Source organism: Daejeonella sp. (assembly GCF_030695525.1).
Taxonomy (GTDB): Bacteria; Bacteroidota; Bacteroidia; order Sphingobacteriales; family Sphingobacteriaceae; genus Daejeonella.
The window spans coordinates 22,551-39,781 of the sequence record NZ_JAUYSS010000025.1; the positions used below are offsets into that span (position 1 = coordinate 22,551).

Annotated in this window: 13 protein-coding genes; 10 read left to right on the forward strand and 3 right to left on the reverse strand. The window is 39.8% G+C overall.

Annotation, left to right across the window (positions count from 1 at the left end):
- Positions 1-4: 4 nt before the first annotated feature.
- Entirely contained in the window at positions 5-1,933 is a 1,929-nt protein-coding gene (gene dxs, locus Q8S11_RS05575; protein WP_305661089.1) for a 1-deoxy-D-xylulose-5-phosphate synthase, read from the reverse strand.
- A gap of 105 nt (positions 1,934-2,038) precedes the next feature.
- Between dxs and Q8S11_RS05580 the strand changes: the two genes are divergently transcribed.
- The 3 genes from Q8S11_RS05580 (at position 2,039) to Q8S11_RS05590 (ending at position 7,296) form a co-directional block, all read left to right on the forward strand.
- Positions 2,039-2,800, forward strand: coding sequence for a ScpA family protein (locus tag Q8S11_RS05580; protein WP_305661090.1), 762 nt, complete (start codon positions 2,039-2,041; stop codon positions 2,798-2,800).
- Between the two features lie 62 nt (positions 2,801-2,862).
- Positions 2,863-4,134, forward strand: a complete 1,272-nt coding sequence (gene glyA / locus Q8S11_RS05585; protein ID WP_305661091.1) for a serine hydroxymethyltransferase — start codon at positions 2,863-2,865, stop codon at positions 4,132-4,134.
- A 24-nt stretch (positions 4,135-4,158) separates the two neighbouring features.
- The gene (locus tag Q8S11_RS05590; RefSeq protein ID WP_305661092.1) at positions 4,159-7,296 is read left to right on the forward strand and encodes a PAS domain S-box protein; all 3,138 of its coding nucleotides are present in this window, start codon (positions 4,159-4,161) and stop codon (positions 7,294-7,296) included.
- 330 nt (positions 7,297-7,626) lie between these two features.
- On the opposite strand, the gene Q8S11_RS05595 is transcribed toward Q8S11_RS05590, so the two are convergent.
- On the reverse strand, positions 7,627-8,325 hold the full coding sequence (locus Q8S11_RS05595; protein WP_305661093.1) for a ComF family protein: 699 nt from the start codon (positions 8,323-8,325) through the stop codon (positions 7,627-7,629).
- A gap of 485 nt (positions 8,326-8,810) precedes the next feature.
- Positions 8,811-9,854 (reverse strand): 23S rRNA (adenine(2503)-C(2))-methyltransferase RlmN, encoded by a 1,044-nt coding sequence (gene rlmN, locus Q8S11_RS05600; protein ID WP_305661094.1) that lies wholly within the window; start codon positions 9,852-9,854, stop codon positions 8,811-8,813.
- A gap of 237 nt (positions 9,855-10,091) precedes the next feature.
- Between rlmN and Q8S11_RS05605 the strand changes: the two genes are divergently transcribed.
- The 7 genes from Q8S11_RS05605 (at position 10,092) to Q8S11_RS05635 (ending at position 17,222) form a co-directional block, all read left to right on the forward strand.
- Positions 10,092-11,267, forward strand: a complete 1,176-nt coding sequence (locus Q8S11_RS05605) for an amidohydrolase family protein (RefSeq protein WP_305661095.1) — start codon at positions 10,092-10,094, stop codon at positions 11,265-11,267.
- A gap of 43 nt (positions 11,268-11,310) precedes the next feature.
- Positions 11,311-12,252 carry a nitronate monooxygenase family protein gene (locus Q8S11_RS05610; protein ID WP_305661096.1) on the forward strand — a complete coding sequence of 314 codons (942 nt, stop codon included), beginning with the start codon at positions 11,311-11,313 and terminating at the stop codon, positions 12,250-12,252.
- A gap of 218 nt (positions 12,253-12,470) precedes the next feature.
- Positions 12,471-12,743: an acylphosphatase gene (locus Q8S11_RS05615; RefSeq protein WP_305661097.1), complete on the forward strand. Its 273-nt coding sequence runs from the start codon at positions 12,471-12,473 to the stop codon at positions 12,741-12,743.
- Positions 12,744-12,769: 26 nt separating this feature from the next.
- Positions 12,770-14,272: an oligosaccharide flippase family protein gene (locus tag Q8S11_RS05620; RefSeq protein WP_305661098.1), complete on the forward strand. Its 1,503-nt coding sequence runs from the start codon at positions 12,770-12,772 to the stop codon at positions 14,270-14,272.
- Positions 14,269-14,700, forward strand: coding sequence for a dUTP diphosphatase (gene dut, locus Q8S11_RS05625; protein ID WP_305661099.1), 432 nt, complete (start codon positions 14,269-14,271; stop codon positions 14,698-14,700). The genes Q8S11_RS05620 and dut overlap by 4 nt, the downstream gene beginning before the upstream one ends.
- Before the next feature lie 4 nt (positions 14,701-14,704).
- Positions 14,705-16,441, forward strand: a complete 1,737-nt coding sequence (locus tag Q8S11_RS05630; RefSeq protein ID WP_305661100.1) for a tetratricopeptide repeat protein — start codon at positions 14,705-14,707, stop codon at positions 16,439-16,441.
- Entirely contained in the window at positions 16,419-17,222 is an 804-nt protein-coding gene (locus Q8S11_RS05635; protein ID WP_305661101.1) for a DUF4292 domain-containing protein, read from the forward strand. The genes Q8S11_RS05630 and Q8S11_RS05635 overlap by 23 nt, the downstream gene beginning before the upstream one ends.
- Positions 17,223-17,231 lie beyond the last annotated feature (9 nt).

Below are 17,231 nucleotides of genomic sequence, written 5' to 3' on the forward strand. Positions count from 1 at the left end.
ATAATTAGGACGCTAAAACACTGGTAGTCCGGCTGAGTGCGAATTCTTTAACCTTTTTAATTATCCCTTTCGCATCAAAACCGCACTCCCTCCATAATTCGGGTTGTTCGCCGTGCTCTATAACCTGATCTGGTATTCCTAAACGCAGTATAGTGGAAGCGTAATTATTATCAGCCATAAATTCAAGAATAGCACTACCTACACCACCTTGCAGACATCCATCTTCAATAGTGATGATATATTTAAATTTTTTAAATACCTGATGAAGAAGTTCCTGATCAAGTGGTTTGGCAAAACGAAGGTCATAATGTGCCGGATGAATACCTTCTGCATTAAGCTCATTACAGGCTTTAACAGCTTCGTTCCCGATATGTCCGATACTTAAAATTGCCACATCCTCACCTTCACAGACCGTTCTTCCTTTACCTATGTCGATTGCCTTCATCGGGCGTCTCCATTCAGGCATTACTCCGTTTCCTCTTGGATAACGGATACTGAAAGGCCCCATATTTTCCTGTTGTGCAGTGAACATCAGGTTTCTTAATTCTTCTTCGTTCATCGGTGCCGAAACAATCATATTCGGAATACAGCGCATATAAGCAAGGTCATAGGCGCCATGATGTGTAGGGCCATCTGATCCTGCAAACCCGGCACGGTCGAGGCAGAAAACTACATTCAGATTCTGCAGAGCTACATCATGAATAACCTGATCATAAGCTCTTTGCATGAATGTTGAATAGATATTGCAGAAGGGAACCATTCCTCTGGTTGCAAGTCCGGCCGAGAACGTTACGGCATGCTGTTCAGCGATTCCTACATCAAAAGCACGATCCGGCATTGCCTTCATCATGATATTCAGCGATGAACCCGAAGGCATTGCCGGAGTAATTCCCATTATTTTTGAATTCAACTCGGCCAGTTCAACAAGGGTATGTCCAAATACCTCCTGATATTTTGGGGCTGCCGGTTTCTCGCTCGCAGTCTTTTGTATTTCTCCGGTAATTTTATCGAACAATCCTGGCGAATGCCATTTGGTTTGATCTTTTTCTGCCAGAGAATATCCTTTGCCCTTAACAGTAACACAATGCAATAACTTTGGCCCTGGTATATGTTTAAGGTCATCTAGTATCTTGGCCAGGTGCTTTACATCATGCCCGTCAATTGGTCCAAAGTATCTGAACTTGAGTGCTTCAAAGAAATTACTTTTCTTTAATAATCCACCTTTTATTGTTTTCTCAATCTTTTTGACAATTTCATGGGCATTAGGGCCAAGTTCTGATATTTTTGACAAGACATTCGAAATATCATCTCTGAAACGGTTGTATGATTTTGAAGTGGTAATATCGGTTAGGTATTCCTTTAATGCACCTACATTCGGGTCGATTGACATGCAGTTATCATTCAGGATTACGAGAATATTTGAGTTCTCAATACCCCCATGGTTCAGGGCCTCAAAGGCTAGCCCCCCGGTCATTGCACCATCCCCAATCACAGCGACGTGCTGTCTGTCGGTTTCACCCTTATAATTGGAGGCAACTGCCATTCCTAGTGCGGCAGAAATAGAGGTTGAAGAATGTCCTACACCAAAAGTATCATACTCACTTTCAGATCTTTTCGGAAAACCACTAAGGCCTTTGTATATCCGGTTGGTATGGAAATCCGCTCTTCGTCCGGTTAGGATTTTATGGCCATATGCCTGATGTCCTACATCCCAAACAAGCTGGTCATAGGGCGTATTTAGCACATAATGTAAGGCTACCGTTAATTCAACAACGCCTAAACTGGATCCAAAATGACCGCCATTTACTGAGACGGTATCAACAATAAACTGTCTTAATTCTGAGCAGATACGTTCAAGATCTTCTTCTTTAAATTTTTTTAAATCCGAAGGATAATTAATCTGTTCAAGAAATTCGCCCGCCTTAACTTCCATTTAGGGTTTATAATTATTTCACGCAAAAATAATGTATTTGTTAAACATTTTTATTTTTTTAGAGAGACATAATTATATGTCTCTGCATTACATTTGAAAATAGTTATGAATGTAAGTGACGCTTTTGAGATCAGACTACCCCAATTTGAAGGCCCTTTTGATCTGCTTTTATTCTTTATTGAAAGGGATGAACTGGATATTCAGGATGTTCCTATAGCCAAAATTACGGATGATTTTCTGGACTATCTTCATCATATGAATTCATTGAACATAGAGCTGGCCAGTGAATTTATATATGTAGCTGCAACTCTGATGCGGATAAAGGCAAAAATGCTTTTGCCCCGGCCGGATCTCGATGATGAAGGAAATGAAATTGATTTAAAGCGCGATCTGATTCAGAAACTGATTGAGTATAAGAAGTTCAAACAACTGGCTGAGCAATTCAAATTACTCGAAAATGAGCGTTTTTTGCAAGAAAAGCGCGGCAATATAGCTTCTGATGTTTTGCAAATGGCACTTTCGGCAGATCCGGGAGAAGAATTGGAATCATTCGATCTTTATAAACTGATGATGACTTTTAATAAAGTTCTTCAACGAAGTTTGCAGCGGGATAATAAACAGGAACACATTGTAGAACAATACCCCTATGATATTGAGTCTCAGAAAAAAGTAATTGACAGGCTTCTGTCTATAAATAAGCGGCTGGATTTCAGGGATATTGTTACTAATTCTGACAATAAAGTTCATTTTGTTTACAATTTTTTGGCCTTGCTTGAAATGTTGCAACAGGACCTGATCTCAATTCAGACAGGCATTGGATTTAATAATTTCTGGATTGAAGCTAAAGTCGGTTCAATCAATTCTTAATTTGTATTTTTGCTTTACAATTCTTATAATATAATCATTCAAACAAACACCATATTACATCCATGAAGAGAGATAAACTTATTTTCAGCCTGATTGATGAGGAACAAGAGCGTCAGGAAACCGGTTTAGAATTAATAGCATCAGAAAATTTTGTAAGCAAGCAGGTTATGGAAGCTGCGGGCTCAGTACTTACCAATAAATATGCTGAGGGTTTACCGGGCAAGAGGTATTATGGTGGATGTGAAGTAGTTGATGAAGTTGAAAATATAGCAATTGAACGGGCTAAGGAATTATTTAATGCAAGCTGGGCCAATGTTCAGCCCCATTCTGGTGCACAGGCCAATGCGGCTGTGCTTCTTGGTCTTCTGAACGCAGGGGATAAAATTTTAGGCTTTGATCTTTCACATGGGGGTCACCTGACTCATGGTTCACCGGTCAATTTTTCGGGTAAATTATATAAACCGCATTTTTATGGGGTTGACCGTGAATCTGGTCTTATCGACTATAAGAAGCTGGAACAAGTGGCTTTAAAGGAAAAACCAAAAGTAATTATTTGTGGCGCATCTGCCTATTCCCGCGATTGGGACTATAAGTTCATCAGATCTGTTGCCGATCAGATAGGAGCTTTGGTTATGGCTGATATCTCTCATCCATCCGGGCTTATCGCCCGCGGCTTGTTAAACGATCCGCTTCCGCATTGTCATGTAGTAACAACCACAACTCATAAAACACTGAGAGGCCCGAGAGGTGGTATGATTATGATGGGACAGGATTTTGAAAACCCGATGGGAATTAAAACCCCAAAAGGAGAATTGAGGATGATGTCTTCAGTTTTAGATATGGCTGTATTTCCGGGTACTCAGGGTGGACCACTGGAGCATATCATCGCCGCAAAAGCGATTGCATTTGGTGAGGCTTTGAGTGAGGCATACATGAAATACATCATTCAGGTAAAGAAAAATGCCGAGGCAATGGCGGCAGCCCTGGTGAATCGTGGTTACCAGCTTATTTCAGGCGGTACAGATAATCACATGATGCTGATTGATCTTCGCAATAAAAATATTACCGGACGGGATGCCGAAAACGCACTTGGTGAAGCCGCAATAACTGTTAATAAAAATATGGTTCCTTTTGACGATAAATCTCCATTCGTAACTTCCGGTATTCGGGTTGGTACTGCTGCGGTCAGCACGAGGGGATTAAAGGAAAAGCACATGGAAAAAATTGTTGAACTCATTGACGAGGTGATCTCAAATCCAAATAGCCTAACTAATGCAAAAAAGGTTCGTAAGAAAGTAAATGAGATGATGGGCAAGCATCCTCTGTATAAATAATTTAATCAATTCAAAAGAATTCGTATGTCAGAAAGCGTCGTGGGAAAAGAGAAGGAAGATCTCAGATTAAAGGCACTTTTTGAATACCAGGTGTTGGGTACTTTACCTGAAATTGAATTTGATTCTATCACACGTTTAGCTTCTTATATAAGTAAAAAGCCCATAGCTACAATCAGTTTTCTGGGCAGGGAGTATCAATTCATCAAGTCACAAGTTGGATTTATTGATCAGAAATCTTATGTTGAGGATTCTCTTTGTCAGTTTGCGATCAAAGGATCAGGGATCCTTGAAATCAATGATACTCTGGAGGATGCCAGAACCTCAACTCTCAAATGTGTTAAAGGGGGAGAAAAAATCAGATTTTATGCCGGTGCCCCGATAATAAATCCTGAAGGGTATGCACTGGGGTCATTATGTGTAATGGATGTGGTCCCGGGTACCCTTGACGGACAGCAAAGGGAGGCACTGAATATTCTGGCTAAACAGGTCATGACTCATCTGGAAGTTAAACGTCAAAACAGGACATTAAAAGATCTGATCCGGAAGCATGAGGAAATCAGCATCATGTTCGACAGTTCAGCCGAACTGCATTGTGTATTAGATCGTGAAGGAACTATTGAACTGATGAACGGTATAGCAGAGCGAATGCTCGGCTACACTCCTGATGAAGTTATTGGTAGATCAATCTGGGAATTCTTTTATGAAGATGATATAAAAGCCATGGTTCCTCAACTTGAGAAGGGTTTGGGAAGCGGTCAAAAAAGTTTTGAACTCGAGGGCAGGATCAAATTAAAGGATGGCTCAACCAAATGGATGGGCTGGTCCGTTGCTGTGAGGAATGAAAAATGGTTTGCTAATGGCCGGGATATTAGCGATAAGAAGAAAATGGTCGAAGAACTCGAGCAATTGTCCCTTGTCGCTAATAAAGTGAACAATGGCGTAATCATTAGTGATAAGAATAGTAATGTGATCTGGGCAAATGAAGCTTCAGTCGAAATTACAGGGTATAGCCTTAATGATTTGAAAGGTCGTAAACTTGGCGATGTACTTAAAGGTAAGGATACAGATACCGAAGTAATACTTCATGCCCGTGAGTTAACTAAAAACAAACAACCTTTTTCGGTTGATCTGCTTGCATACCGAAAAGACGGCTCTCCGATTTGGTTGTCAATTTTGAATTCCGTAATTCTGGATAGGGATGGTAATATCGACAAGGAAGTCGAGGTAATCATCGACATTACTGAAAGAAAGAACTCCGAACTGGAACTTGAAATTTTATCAATGGTTGCCAGTAAATCATCAAGCGGTATCGCAATCAGGGATTGGAATGGCAGAGTTACATGGGTTAATGCTGCACTCGAAAACCTACTTGGTTATAAGTTCAGTGATATGGAAGGAAAGCGCTTGGGTGATATTGTAATCGGTAAAGACACATCGCCTCAATCGCTTGAAATTGCGGAAAAGGCTATAAAGGCTAAAAAACCATATAATATTGACCTTCTGATTTATAAAAAAGACCAGTCCCCAATATGGGTCAATGCTGCTACGACTCCCATACTTAATGAAAAAGGTGAAATAGAGCGTCAGGTAGAGATCATCACTGATATCACCGAACGTAAATTTGCAGAAGAACAGCTCACATTGCTTTCACTTGTAGCCAGCAAAACGATTAATGGTGTAGCCATCAGTGGCAGTGATGGTAAGATCAAATGGATAAACCAGTCGCTGCAGGATTTAACAGGCTATACACTTGAGGAATTTCAAAATACCCGTCCGGGTGATTTGTTGGCAGGCGAGGGTACTGACATGGAATTGCTGAATAAGGCAAGAAAGGATGCTGCGGACTGTAAACCTTCAAATATTGAATTGCTTAGCTATAAAAAAGATGGAACCCAGGTTTGGCTATCCATTTCAAATACCCCTACATTTAATAAGGATGGGAGTCTTGATCAGCAGGTTGAGATTATCAATGACATCTCAGAAAGAAAACTGGCTGAACAGGAACTGATCAAAACCCGTGAAGAGGCCCTGCAGCTTAGCAAGGCAAAGGAAACTTTCCTTTCTGTAATGAGTCATGAAATCAGAACCCCTTTGAATGCTGTAATTGGGATGTCCTATATCCTGATGGATGATAATCCGACAGAAGCGCAAATTGAAAATCTTAAGATATTAAACTTTTCTGCCCAGAATCTGTTGAAACTCATCAATGACGTTTTGGATTTTACAAAAATCGAGACCGGAAATATGGTTCTTGAAAAGGCAGATGTCAACCTGAAAGAACTAGTTGCTCAAACCCTGAATTCACTTCAATTCAAGACTGCAGAAAAGCATGTGATTTTAAAATCAGAGATAGACTATCGTATTCCTGCAAATGTTATCGGTGATAATACCCGCTTGTATCAGATCCTGATTAATCTATTGGGTAATGCTGTTAAATTTACAGAACAGGGAGAGGTTAAATTAAAACTCGATCTTGTTGAAGAAAATAAGAAATTTGTTATAGTTCGTTTTGAAGTTTCAGATACCGGTATCGGTATACCTGCCGATAAGATTGATGATATTTTTAATTCCTATACTCAGGCCAGTACTGACACCACAAGAAAATATGGGGGGACTGGTCTTGGTTTAGCAATCACAAAGAGTCTCATAGAACTCCATCATTCAGAAATAAGTGTAAGCAGCGAAATAGGAAAAGGATCGGCATTCAGTTTTATTATTCAGTTTGAACGCTCAACTACATCAGTTGTTAGTGTTGACAACAAAACCCAGTTACAACAATTGTCCGGATTTGTTCTGGTGGTCGATGATAATGAAATTAACCGTTTACTTGCGAGTAAAGTGATCTCAAGATGGGGCCTGAGTGTAGATTTTGCCGAAAATGGAAAGATAGCCTTTGAAAAAGTGCAGGAGAATAAGTATGATTTAATCCTGATGGATCTCCATATGCCTGTGATGGATGGAATGGAGTCTTCCAAAGCAATCAGGAGGCTTGGAGGTTATCATGCAGAGGTACCTATAATTGCTCTTACAGCCTCTTTATTTGCACACGAACTCGAAACTATCGCGGATTGCGGCATGGATGGATTTGTAATCAAGCCTTTTGTACCTAATGATCTGTACAATAAAATCAGACCCTATCTTAGTGTTAAATCTCCACTTTAACCAGAAAAAGCTGATACCTATGGCAATCAGCTTTTTCAATCTAAATTAACGCTCTCGAATTCTTTTACGGAACAGAGTTTTATAAGTTTCAATAATTTTTATTTAACAGATTTCTCCACAGCACAAACTCCAACCTTTAGAAGAAAATACTGCCGCTGTGTTCGAAATGACGGATTCCTATCCCGTCATTTCGAAGGGGGCACGACTGAGAAATCTCGTTCTTACCGGCACTGCCTTAATAAACAGATTACTCCTCGCGCTGATAAGTGGTGTGTTTATTTCAATTCGGTTTGTTCATCGAAATTACGGGCTGGGAGGCCGATAATACCGTCACTCAGCATACGCCAGCGTGCAAATGCTCACCTTAAGACCTTCAATTTTCAATAATTCAATACTACAGGCTTCCATTGTAGCCCCGGTGGTCATTACGTCGTCTACCAGGATAATGTGTTTCTGGACCAGTTCAAATGAATTTTTAATGATGAATGCATCTTTCAGATTTTCATATCTGGCAAATCTCGATTTTTTGGTTTGCGATTCTGTATTTTCTGTCCGAATCAGATTCTGTGTACTTAGAGGTAGTTTTAGTACCGCAGCCATACCTTTGGATATTTGCTCGCTTTGATTATATCCTCTTTTTTTTAATCTCTTTGGATGCAAAGGGATTGGAATGATCAAATCTGCTTTCTTCCAGCCTTCAGAACGCAGTAGTTGCCATGCATAGAGCTCTCCTATTCTGACTCCAACTTCCGGCTTTTTATTGTATTTAAGCTGGTGCATTAAATTCTGTACCCTGTTTCCTTTTTGGAAATAAACAAAGGCTGCTGCCTGTTCGAAGGGAAATCTACCCCATAATTGCCTTGCCATCTTATTTTGAGGATCATTGTGAAAATTAGTCCGGGGAAGATGATAAAGACAATTGGTGCAGATGATCTTTTCGTTTCTAAACAGGTTTTGTCCACATGCTGCACAGAGCTCAGGAAAGAACAGACAAAACAAATCATTGAAATAAGCCAGTAACCTTTTCATGAGATGAAGTTAGGAGGTATCTGTATTGGAAGGGAGGTGCTGTAGGTAATGGTTTAGGAAACGGTAATAACAGGCCAATTAAAATGAATTAATCTTAATGAAATTTACTGCTCATAGTGATGAGATCCTTCGTCGCCTCTCATTATCACTAAATTGAGAAATTCCGTTGGCTCCGCCCCGGGCGGATGACAGGTGGAACAAATGCTCATTCCTACCATCGACAAATTACAAATGGACAAATCGCCCCTGATTTTACTCAAGCGGATGTGACTGAAGGATGTGACTGACGAAATCTACTTTCAGATCGCCTATGTGATTTCGTAAGTCTTTAGCCCATCGACAAATTGACATATCGCCTCATCGACAAATCATTCCTCAGTTGCCCGTGATAGTCTGCGACTGACGAAATCAACTTTCTAACCGCCTAGGTGATTTCGCAAGTCTCATTTGCTCATTTGCTAATTCTCTCATTTGCTAATTGATTCTCAGCTTTTCACCGCTAGTTGCCCGCAGGCCGCGTCAATATCTTTTCCCCGGCTTCTCCTGATATTGGTATTGATCCCACTTTTGCGCAAGTGTGCTGCAAATGCTTCAATCTTATCTTCACCAGCATTTTCAAAATCTGCAAAAGAGATTGGATTGTATTCGATGATATTTACTTTGCATGGTATATGCCTGCAGAATTTTACCAGCTCTTCGGCATCCGAAATATTATCATTGAAATCATTGAAAACAATGTATTCGTATGTAACCGGGTTTTTGGTTTTTGAGAAATAGTACTTAAGCGCTTCTGCCAGGGCTTTAAGTGAATTTTGCTCATTAATTGGCATTATGGTGTTCCGTTTCTCATCATTTGCTGCATGCAGGGAAAGGGCAAGATTAAAGCGTACAGCATCATCACCCAGCTTCTTGATCATTTTTGCAATTCCGGCAGTAGAAACGGTAATCCGCTTGGCTGCCATGTTCAGTCCGTCGGGAGCTGTGATTCGCTCAATGGATTTCATGACATTGGCATAATTCAGCAAGGGCTCACCCATCCCCATGTAAACGATATTTGTCAGCGGTACATTGTAATTCTCCCTGGCTTGTTTATCGATCAGCACTACCTGATCGTAAATTTCATCGGCATTCAGGTTACGTTTTCTATCCATATAACCTGTTGCACAAAATTTGCAGGTCAGGCTGCATCCTACCTGTGAACTCACACATGCAGTCATCCGGTCGGTAGCAGGTATAAGAACCCCCTCAATAATATTGCTATCAAACAACTTAAAAGTGCTTTTTATGGTCTTGTCATTACTGAATTGCGAATGATGAACCTCCACATTATTGATGGTAAAAGTTTCTTTTAATTTCTCTCTCAGAGATTTCGAAAGATTGCTCATTTCATCAAAATCAGTGCATGATTTTTCCCACAACCATTCATAAACCTGTTTAGCACGGAATGCTGGTTCTCCCATTGCAATGAACTCCTGCTTCAGTTGCTCCATGGATTGGCTTCGAATGTCTTTTTTCTCTGATAATGGCATTGTTTTGCAAAAGTACGGAAATAAAGTTTAGTGATTCGTTGGTTGGTAGTTCGTTGGTTAGATCTTTTTGGTTAGAATATTGGTTGCTGATATGAAATTAGTAGATCAGGGCTTGTATGTTTCTCTTACCGGATTATGGTTAAAAGCTCAGTATTTGAAATGAAACCGAATCTATCTCAATACTCAATACTCAATACTCACTACTCATTACTAATTAATAACTCCTATTTTTGCTTCATGCTCAGATACCTCAGCGCAGATTATATCTTCCCGGTTAGTTCTGAACCAGTCAAGGATGGGGTGGTCGTGTTGAATGAATCAGGAGAAATCATGGATGTTCTAAATCCAACCCAGAGTTCTACGATTCCCGGGACCATTGAGCATTTTCAGGGTATCATCACCCCCGGCTTTGTAAATTCACACTGTCATCTTGAGCTTTCGCATTTGCATGGTAAAATTCCGGAAGGTACCGGCCTGGTCTCCTTTGTTAAAAATGTTATATCTCAGAGGACAGCCGGGGAAGAACAGGTATTATCAGCCATGAAGACAAACGATCGGCTGATGTTTGAGAATGGAATAGTGGCTGTTGGTGATATTTCAAATAATCATTTGTCGAAATCAATTAAGCAAAACAGCAGTATATATTACCATACCTTCATAGAGTTACTTGGTTTTGACCCTGAAAAAGCCGAAGCGGTATTTAACAGAGCACTTGAATTGAAATCGGAGTTTGCGCCATTTCCTGCCTCTGTCGTCCCTCATGCACCTTATTCTGTTTCTGAAAAACTTTTTGGTCTGCTTCGTGAGTATTCAGAGAGGCACGAGAATTTATGTAGTATGCACAATCAGGAAAGCCGGGCGGAAAATGATCTTTTCATCAGTAAAAGTGGGGAATTTCCCGATTTTTATAAGTGGATGAAGCAGGATCTGAACTTTTTCAATGCCAGGTATCAAAGCTCCATCCAGTGTATATTACCTTTGCTTTCGGCAAAACAAAAGACATTACTGGTTCATAATACCTTTACAAAGCCTGAGGATATAGCCGCTATGGTTGCTTCCGGAAAGGAAATTAATTGGTGTTTTTGTCCAAATGCCAACCTGTATATCGAAGGGAAACTTCCGGAAATCAATAAGTTTCTTGATCATAGTCATAAGATTACTGTCGGGACTGATAGTCTGGCATCAAATGATAAACTTTGTATATTATCTGAACTCAAGGTTTTAAAGGAGCATTTTCCGGAATTGCCTTTTTCTCAAACGATACGCTGGGCTACTCTCAATGGAGCTGCATTTTTAGGGATTGATAATCGATATGGTTCGATTGAAAAGGGAAAAACTCCGGGCCTAAACCTGGTAAAAAATGTAAATGGGTCTGAATTAGCCCCATATTCAACAATAAAAAAGCTCATATAGGACAATTTTACTGATTTTGCTAAATAGTCTGAATCTCATTGAAATGAACAATATCAACAAACTCTTCAATATTAAATACCCCATTATTCAGGGGGGAATGGTTTGGTGTAGTGGCTGGCGACTGGCTTCGGCGGTATCGAATGCCGGCGGACTGGGTTTAATTGGTGCAGGATCTATGTATCCGGAAGTATTGCGGGAACATATTCAAAAATGCAGGCTTGCCACTTCAATGCCGTTTGGAGTTAATGTTCCATTGTTATATCCTGATATTGAGAAGATTATGGAAATAATCGTGGAAGAGAAGGTTGAGGTTGTTTTCAGCTCTGCCGGAAACCCGGCACTTTGGACTCCATTCCTGAAAAAAAATAATATCAAAGTGGTTCATGTTATCGCGAATAAGAAATTTGCAAAAAAGGCTGAGGATTGCGGTGCTGATGCGATTGTTGCCGAAGGTTTTGAAGCCGGAGGGCACAATGGTCGCGAGGAAACTACAACTTTATGCCTGATCCCTGAAATCTGTGATGCAGTATCCGTTCCGGTTATCGCTGCAGGCGGAATTGGCAGTGGAAGGGCAATGCTTGCTGCATTTGCACTTGGTGCTGAGGGTGTGCAAGTAGGGTCTGTATTTGCAGCATCAGTTGAATCTTCTGCACATCAGAATTTTAAAGAGGCTATTATTCAGGCAGCTGAGGGCGATACTAAACTGAGTATGAAATCATTGATGCCGGTACGACTGCTCAAAAATGATTTCTACAGAGAAGTTGAAAAGGCGGAGGCTGAAGGAGCAAGCCGGACTGAATTGATGGAATTATTAGGCCGGGGCAGGGCAAAAAGGGGAATGTTTGAAGGAGATATGATTGAGGGGGAACTTGAAATCGGACAGGTTTCTTCATACATACATGAAATAAAGCCCGCCGCAAAAATTCTGATTGAGATATGGAAGGAATTTGTAGAAGAAAAGGAACGCATTAGTAAATTAACGTGAGCTCGATATTAAACAATCTAAAGATTAATATTTAACCACATAGATTGAATTTCTAGTGCTTTAAAGGAAACATAGATTGTAAATCATATAGATTGAAGCGAAGCTTCAAGGCTATCTGTGCCTAAAATTTAGGCTAGATGCTATAGAATGCTATGTTTCTATGTGGTTTTAAAGTATTATGTCGAGTTCACGTTAAATTAAGTTTTTAGAACAATTCAATGAAACATCTTGATATCATTATTAGCGGAAAAGTACAGGGTGTATTTTTCAGATCAACGAGTAAAGCTGTGGCCGATCAGCTTGGAATCAAAGGTACAGCCCGCAACCGGCCCGATGGAACTGTATTTATTGAAGCCGAAGGGGATGATTTCTCACTCGAACTCTTTCTTGAATTTTGCAATAAAGGCTCAGACAGGGCAGTAGTTGAAAATGTATCTTACAGCGAAGCTGAATTGAAAAACTATGTTAATTTTGAAGTAGTAAAAAGATAATTAATACGATTTAATCTTATCTCTCATTGTCAGCAATTAAAAAATTTGCCGGTCAGACTGCTATTTACGGGATAAGTACTGTCATAGCCCGTTTTTTAAACTTTTTTCTTACGCCTGTTTATGTGGGGCTTTACTCCCCGAAAGTTTACGGTATTTTTTCTGTAATGTATAGCTGGGCTTCCATGCTTAATGCTTTTCTGGCATTCGGAATGGAAACCACCTATTTCAGGTACCTCAATAAATATGAAAACGACAAGCAAAAAGTATATAACAATACTTTTTTTACGGTCTCATTGATGGCGATGATATTCTTGCTTTTCACTTTTCTTTTTGTGGATGATATTGCTGCATGGATGCAGAAGGGTGATGGGTATGATCCTGATTATGCACGTTATGTTAAATATTTCATATACATCCTGGTGGCTGATGCTCTGGCGGTTATCCCATTTGCAAAAGTGAGGGCTGATGGCCGCCCTATACGCTATAGCATTATCAAGTTTGTCAATATTTTAACATTTATAAGTTTAAACCTGATCTTCATATTTGTATTTCCGCTGATCATAAAGGAAGGCTGGTTTGGTGCTGATTATTTAATTGGCTGGTATAGGGAGGGTTGGGTAGGCTATGTATTCCTTTCCAACCTGATTGCAAGCCTGATTACTCTCTTGCTGCTTATACCAGAGCTTTTGAAATTGACATTTACCTATGATATCACATTGCTGAAGGAAATGTTTGTTTATAGTCTGCCAGTACTGATTGCCAATATTTCCTTCATTGTCAATGAAAATATTGACAAGATATTTCTGGGACAGCTTTTGCCCGCTGATATAGCCGAACAGGAGGTAGGAATCTATGCAGCCTGTTGTAAGATCGCTGTGTTTCTGAGTATTTTCATCAGTGCATTTCGCCTGGGTGCTGAGCCTTTCTTCTTCAGTCATGCTAAAAATAAAAATTCATCCGAAACGTATGCCCGGATTATGAATTTCTTTGTGATTGCCATTTCCCTGATCTTTGTATTGCTTGTAGTGAATATCGAGTTGCTCAAGTACTTTATTAAAGGTAAGGATGCTGCCGAGCAGGCACTTTATTGGTCGGGCTTAAGAATAGTCCCAATTTTATTGTTTGGTTATGTTAGTCTTGGAATTTATATCAATTTATCGATCTGGTATAAATTATCTGATCAAACGCGTTATGGATTATATATTTCGGGGATCGGCGCTATTTTAACGATCATCCTCAATGTAATCTTCATTCCTGAGTACAGTTATATGGCTTCGGCCTGGATCTCTCTGACTGCCTATACTGTGATGATGATCCTTTCGTATTTATGGGGCCAGCGAAATTACCCCATACCATATAAGCTCAAGAAGAACATTATTTACCTTTTAACTTCCATTTGTATTGTTTTTGTAGCATTTGTAGTATTTGAACGTAATCTGATCATAGGAAATGCCTTGTTTCTTATATTTACAGGAATCATCCTATTCTCTGAAAGAAAGGAAATTAGGTTAATCTTAGGCACAAAATGAACATTCGCATTATAAACAGATCATCCCATCAATTGCCGGCTTACGAAACAGCTGCATCAGCAGGGATGGATCTCAGAGCCAATCTTTCGGAAGTCCTGATTTTAAAGCCGATGGAGCGTAAGCTGGTTCCGACTGGTTTGTTTATTGAATTACCTGTAGGTTTTGAGGCGCAGATTAGGCCAAGAAGCGGACTTGCATTGAAGCATGGTATCAGCATTTTGAATTCTCCTGGAACAATTGATGCCGATTACAGGGGAGAAATTAAAATTCTGCTGATCAATTTTTCTGATATTGATTTTGAAATAAATAGTGGTGACCGTATAGCACAAATGATTATTTCAAGACACGAACAGGTAAGCTGGGAGGAAGTTGAAGTATTAAGCGACACAGTTCGTGGATCAGGTGGTTATGGTCATACCGGATTATAAAGTTATGATTAAAAGGATCTTAGCTATATCGTTTTTATTGCTTTGTGCAATTTCTCTATCCGCGCAGCGGAACAGAGTTGAAAAGACTGAGCCTGTAATTGTAATAGGTAAGACCCTAAATCAGAGGGATAGTATCCGGGTAAAGGAATTATTCTTTGATGGACTGCAGGAAAAACTCTCAATGAATTATGCTCAGGCAGAATCAAGTTTTTCAAAAGTACTTGAATTGGATCCTGCTAATGATGCGGCTATGTATGAGTTGGCTAATATCAGTTTAGCCGCTAACAAGCCCGGGGATGCAGAAAGATTGCTGAGAAAAGCCGTCACAGTAAGCCCTGAAAATGAATGGTACTGGGCATTGCTCTCCGATATCTATAAAAGAACAAATAAAATTGATGACCTGGTTTTTGTACTGGAGGAATTATCCAGGATATCACCCAAAAATGAGTCTTATTACTATGACAAGGCAAATGCACTCCTGATACTAAAACGTGTTGAAGATGCTGAAGATGCCTATGACGAAATAGAGAAGAGATTTGGATCTTCAGACAATCTGGTATCAGCCAGACAGCGTGTTCTGATGCAGCAAGGTAAATCGGCTAAACTCAGCGATGAACTCGAAAAGCAAATTCTTTCAAAACCCGAAGACTTAAGAAACTATATTTATCTGAGCGAGGTTTATGTCAAGGCAGGTGAAAGACAAAAGGCCGTTGAGATTTTGAACAGGGCAAAGGAGATATCACCTGCGAATGCAATGGTCCGTCTTGCCCTTGCGGATAATTATAAGGCACTCAGGCAATTTGAAAATACATTTATTGAGCTGAAAGTTGCTTTTGAAGACCCTGATTTAAATATTGACGAGAAGGTGAGGATTGTACTTTCCTTTTTCCCAATGTTTGCTGATATGAAGGCAAGGGCTTATGCGAATGAACTGGCCTCAATCATGGTGAGGGTTCATCCTGATGAGGCGAAAGCCCATGCTGTAAATGGAGATGTTTTGTTTCAGGAGCGAAAATATCCGCAAGCTCAGGAATCCTACAAAAAAGCACTTGCAATTAATGATCAGGTCTATCAGATTTGGGAACAACTCTTGCGAATAGAAGTTAGCCGTGGTGAATTTGAGCTGGCTATCGCTGACGGGGATCAAGCACTAAGTATTTTTCCGAATCAGGCTGCACTATATTTATATACGGGTATTGGTTATGCGCAAACTCAAAAACATGATAAGGCAATCGTTTATTTAAAAAGTGCATTAGATCTTGAAACTGAGGACAAAGAGATACTTGTTCAGATCTATTCTGCCATGGGTGATTCATTTAATTACCTGAAACAATTTAAGGAATCTGATCAGGCCTACACCAAAGCACTTGAGCTGGATCCCAAAAATTCCTATGTTTTGAATAATTATGCTTATTATTTATCGTTAAGAGGGGAGAATCTGGATGAGGCCGAAAGAATGTCAAGGCGTTCAAACGAACTGGATCCTGATAATGCATCATCTGAAGATACCTATGCATGGATTCTTTTTAAATTAAAGAAATATACTGAAGCAAGAACCTGGATTGAGAGAGCATTGCGGCATAATTCGAAAAGTGCAGTACAGGTAGAACATTACGGAGATATTTTATATTTCCTCGGAGAAAAGGAAAAGGCCGTCGAACAATGGCAAAAGGCAAAAGAAATTGGATCGCGCTCAGACACACTGGAAAAAAAAATAAATGAAAAAAAATATATTGATTAAAACGGTTTATGCACTGCTACTTCTGGTGGCCTTAACGAGCTGTAAGGCTAAAAAAGTAGTTTTGGTGCCCCCTGCTGTCCCTGAAACCTCAGCTATTCCATCAGATCCGGATAATTCCAGAGATAATAAATTGAAATCTATAAATGAAAGTGATTTGGTCTTTAGTACCATGGCAGTCAGATCTAAGGCGGTGCTAAGTATCAACGATAAAAGCAATGATGTGAACATGAGTTTCCGTATCAGGAACAATGAAGTGATATGGGTTTCGGTAACAGCACTTGCGGGGCTGGAGGTGGCCAGGGCATTGATCACTCCAGATAGTGTCAAAATACTGAATCGATTAGATAATGTGTACATAAAGAAACCATTCAGCTATATCTATGAGTTTACCAATGAGCAGATCAGCTTCAGAACACTTCAGTCTATCCTGATTGGAAACACTATTTCAGAATTTATTACTGATTCAACTGAGCTAAATATGGAGCGTGATGAAGTTAAGCTGAGAACTATTTTAGGGGCAATGACTTATAATTTACGGGTGAGCCCTCAAAATAAAGTAATCTATTCAAATTTGAATGACGAGCTTGCAAAACAGGAACTTACTGCCAATTACTCTGATTTCATATTGGTAAATCAGCAACAGATTCCACATACAGTTGTGATGAATTCCAAAGTTAAAACTAAGAAGTTTCTGCTTGATCTGAAGTTTCTAAAAGTAGATTTGGATGGTCCTTTGGAACTTCCATTCAGGGTTCCTGAACGGTTTTTGATTAAAAATTAAATACATTTG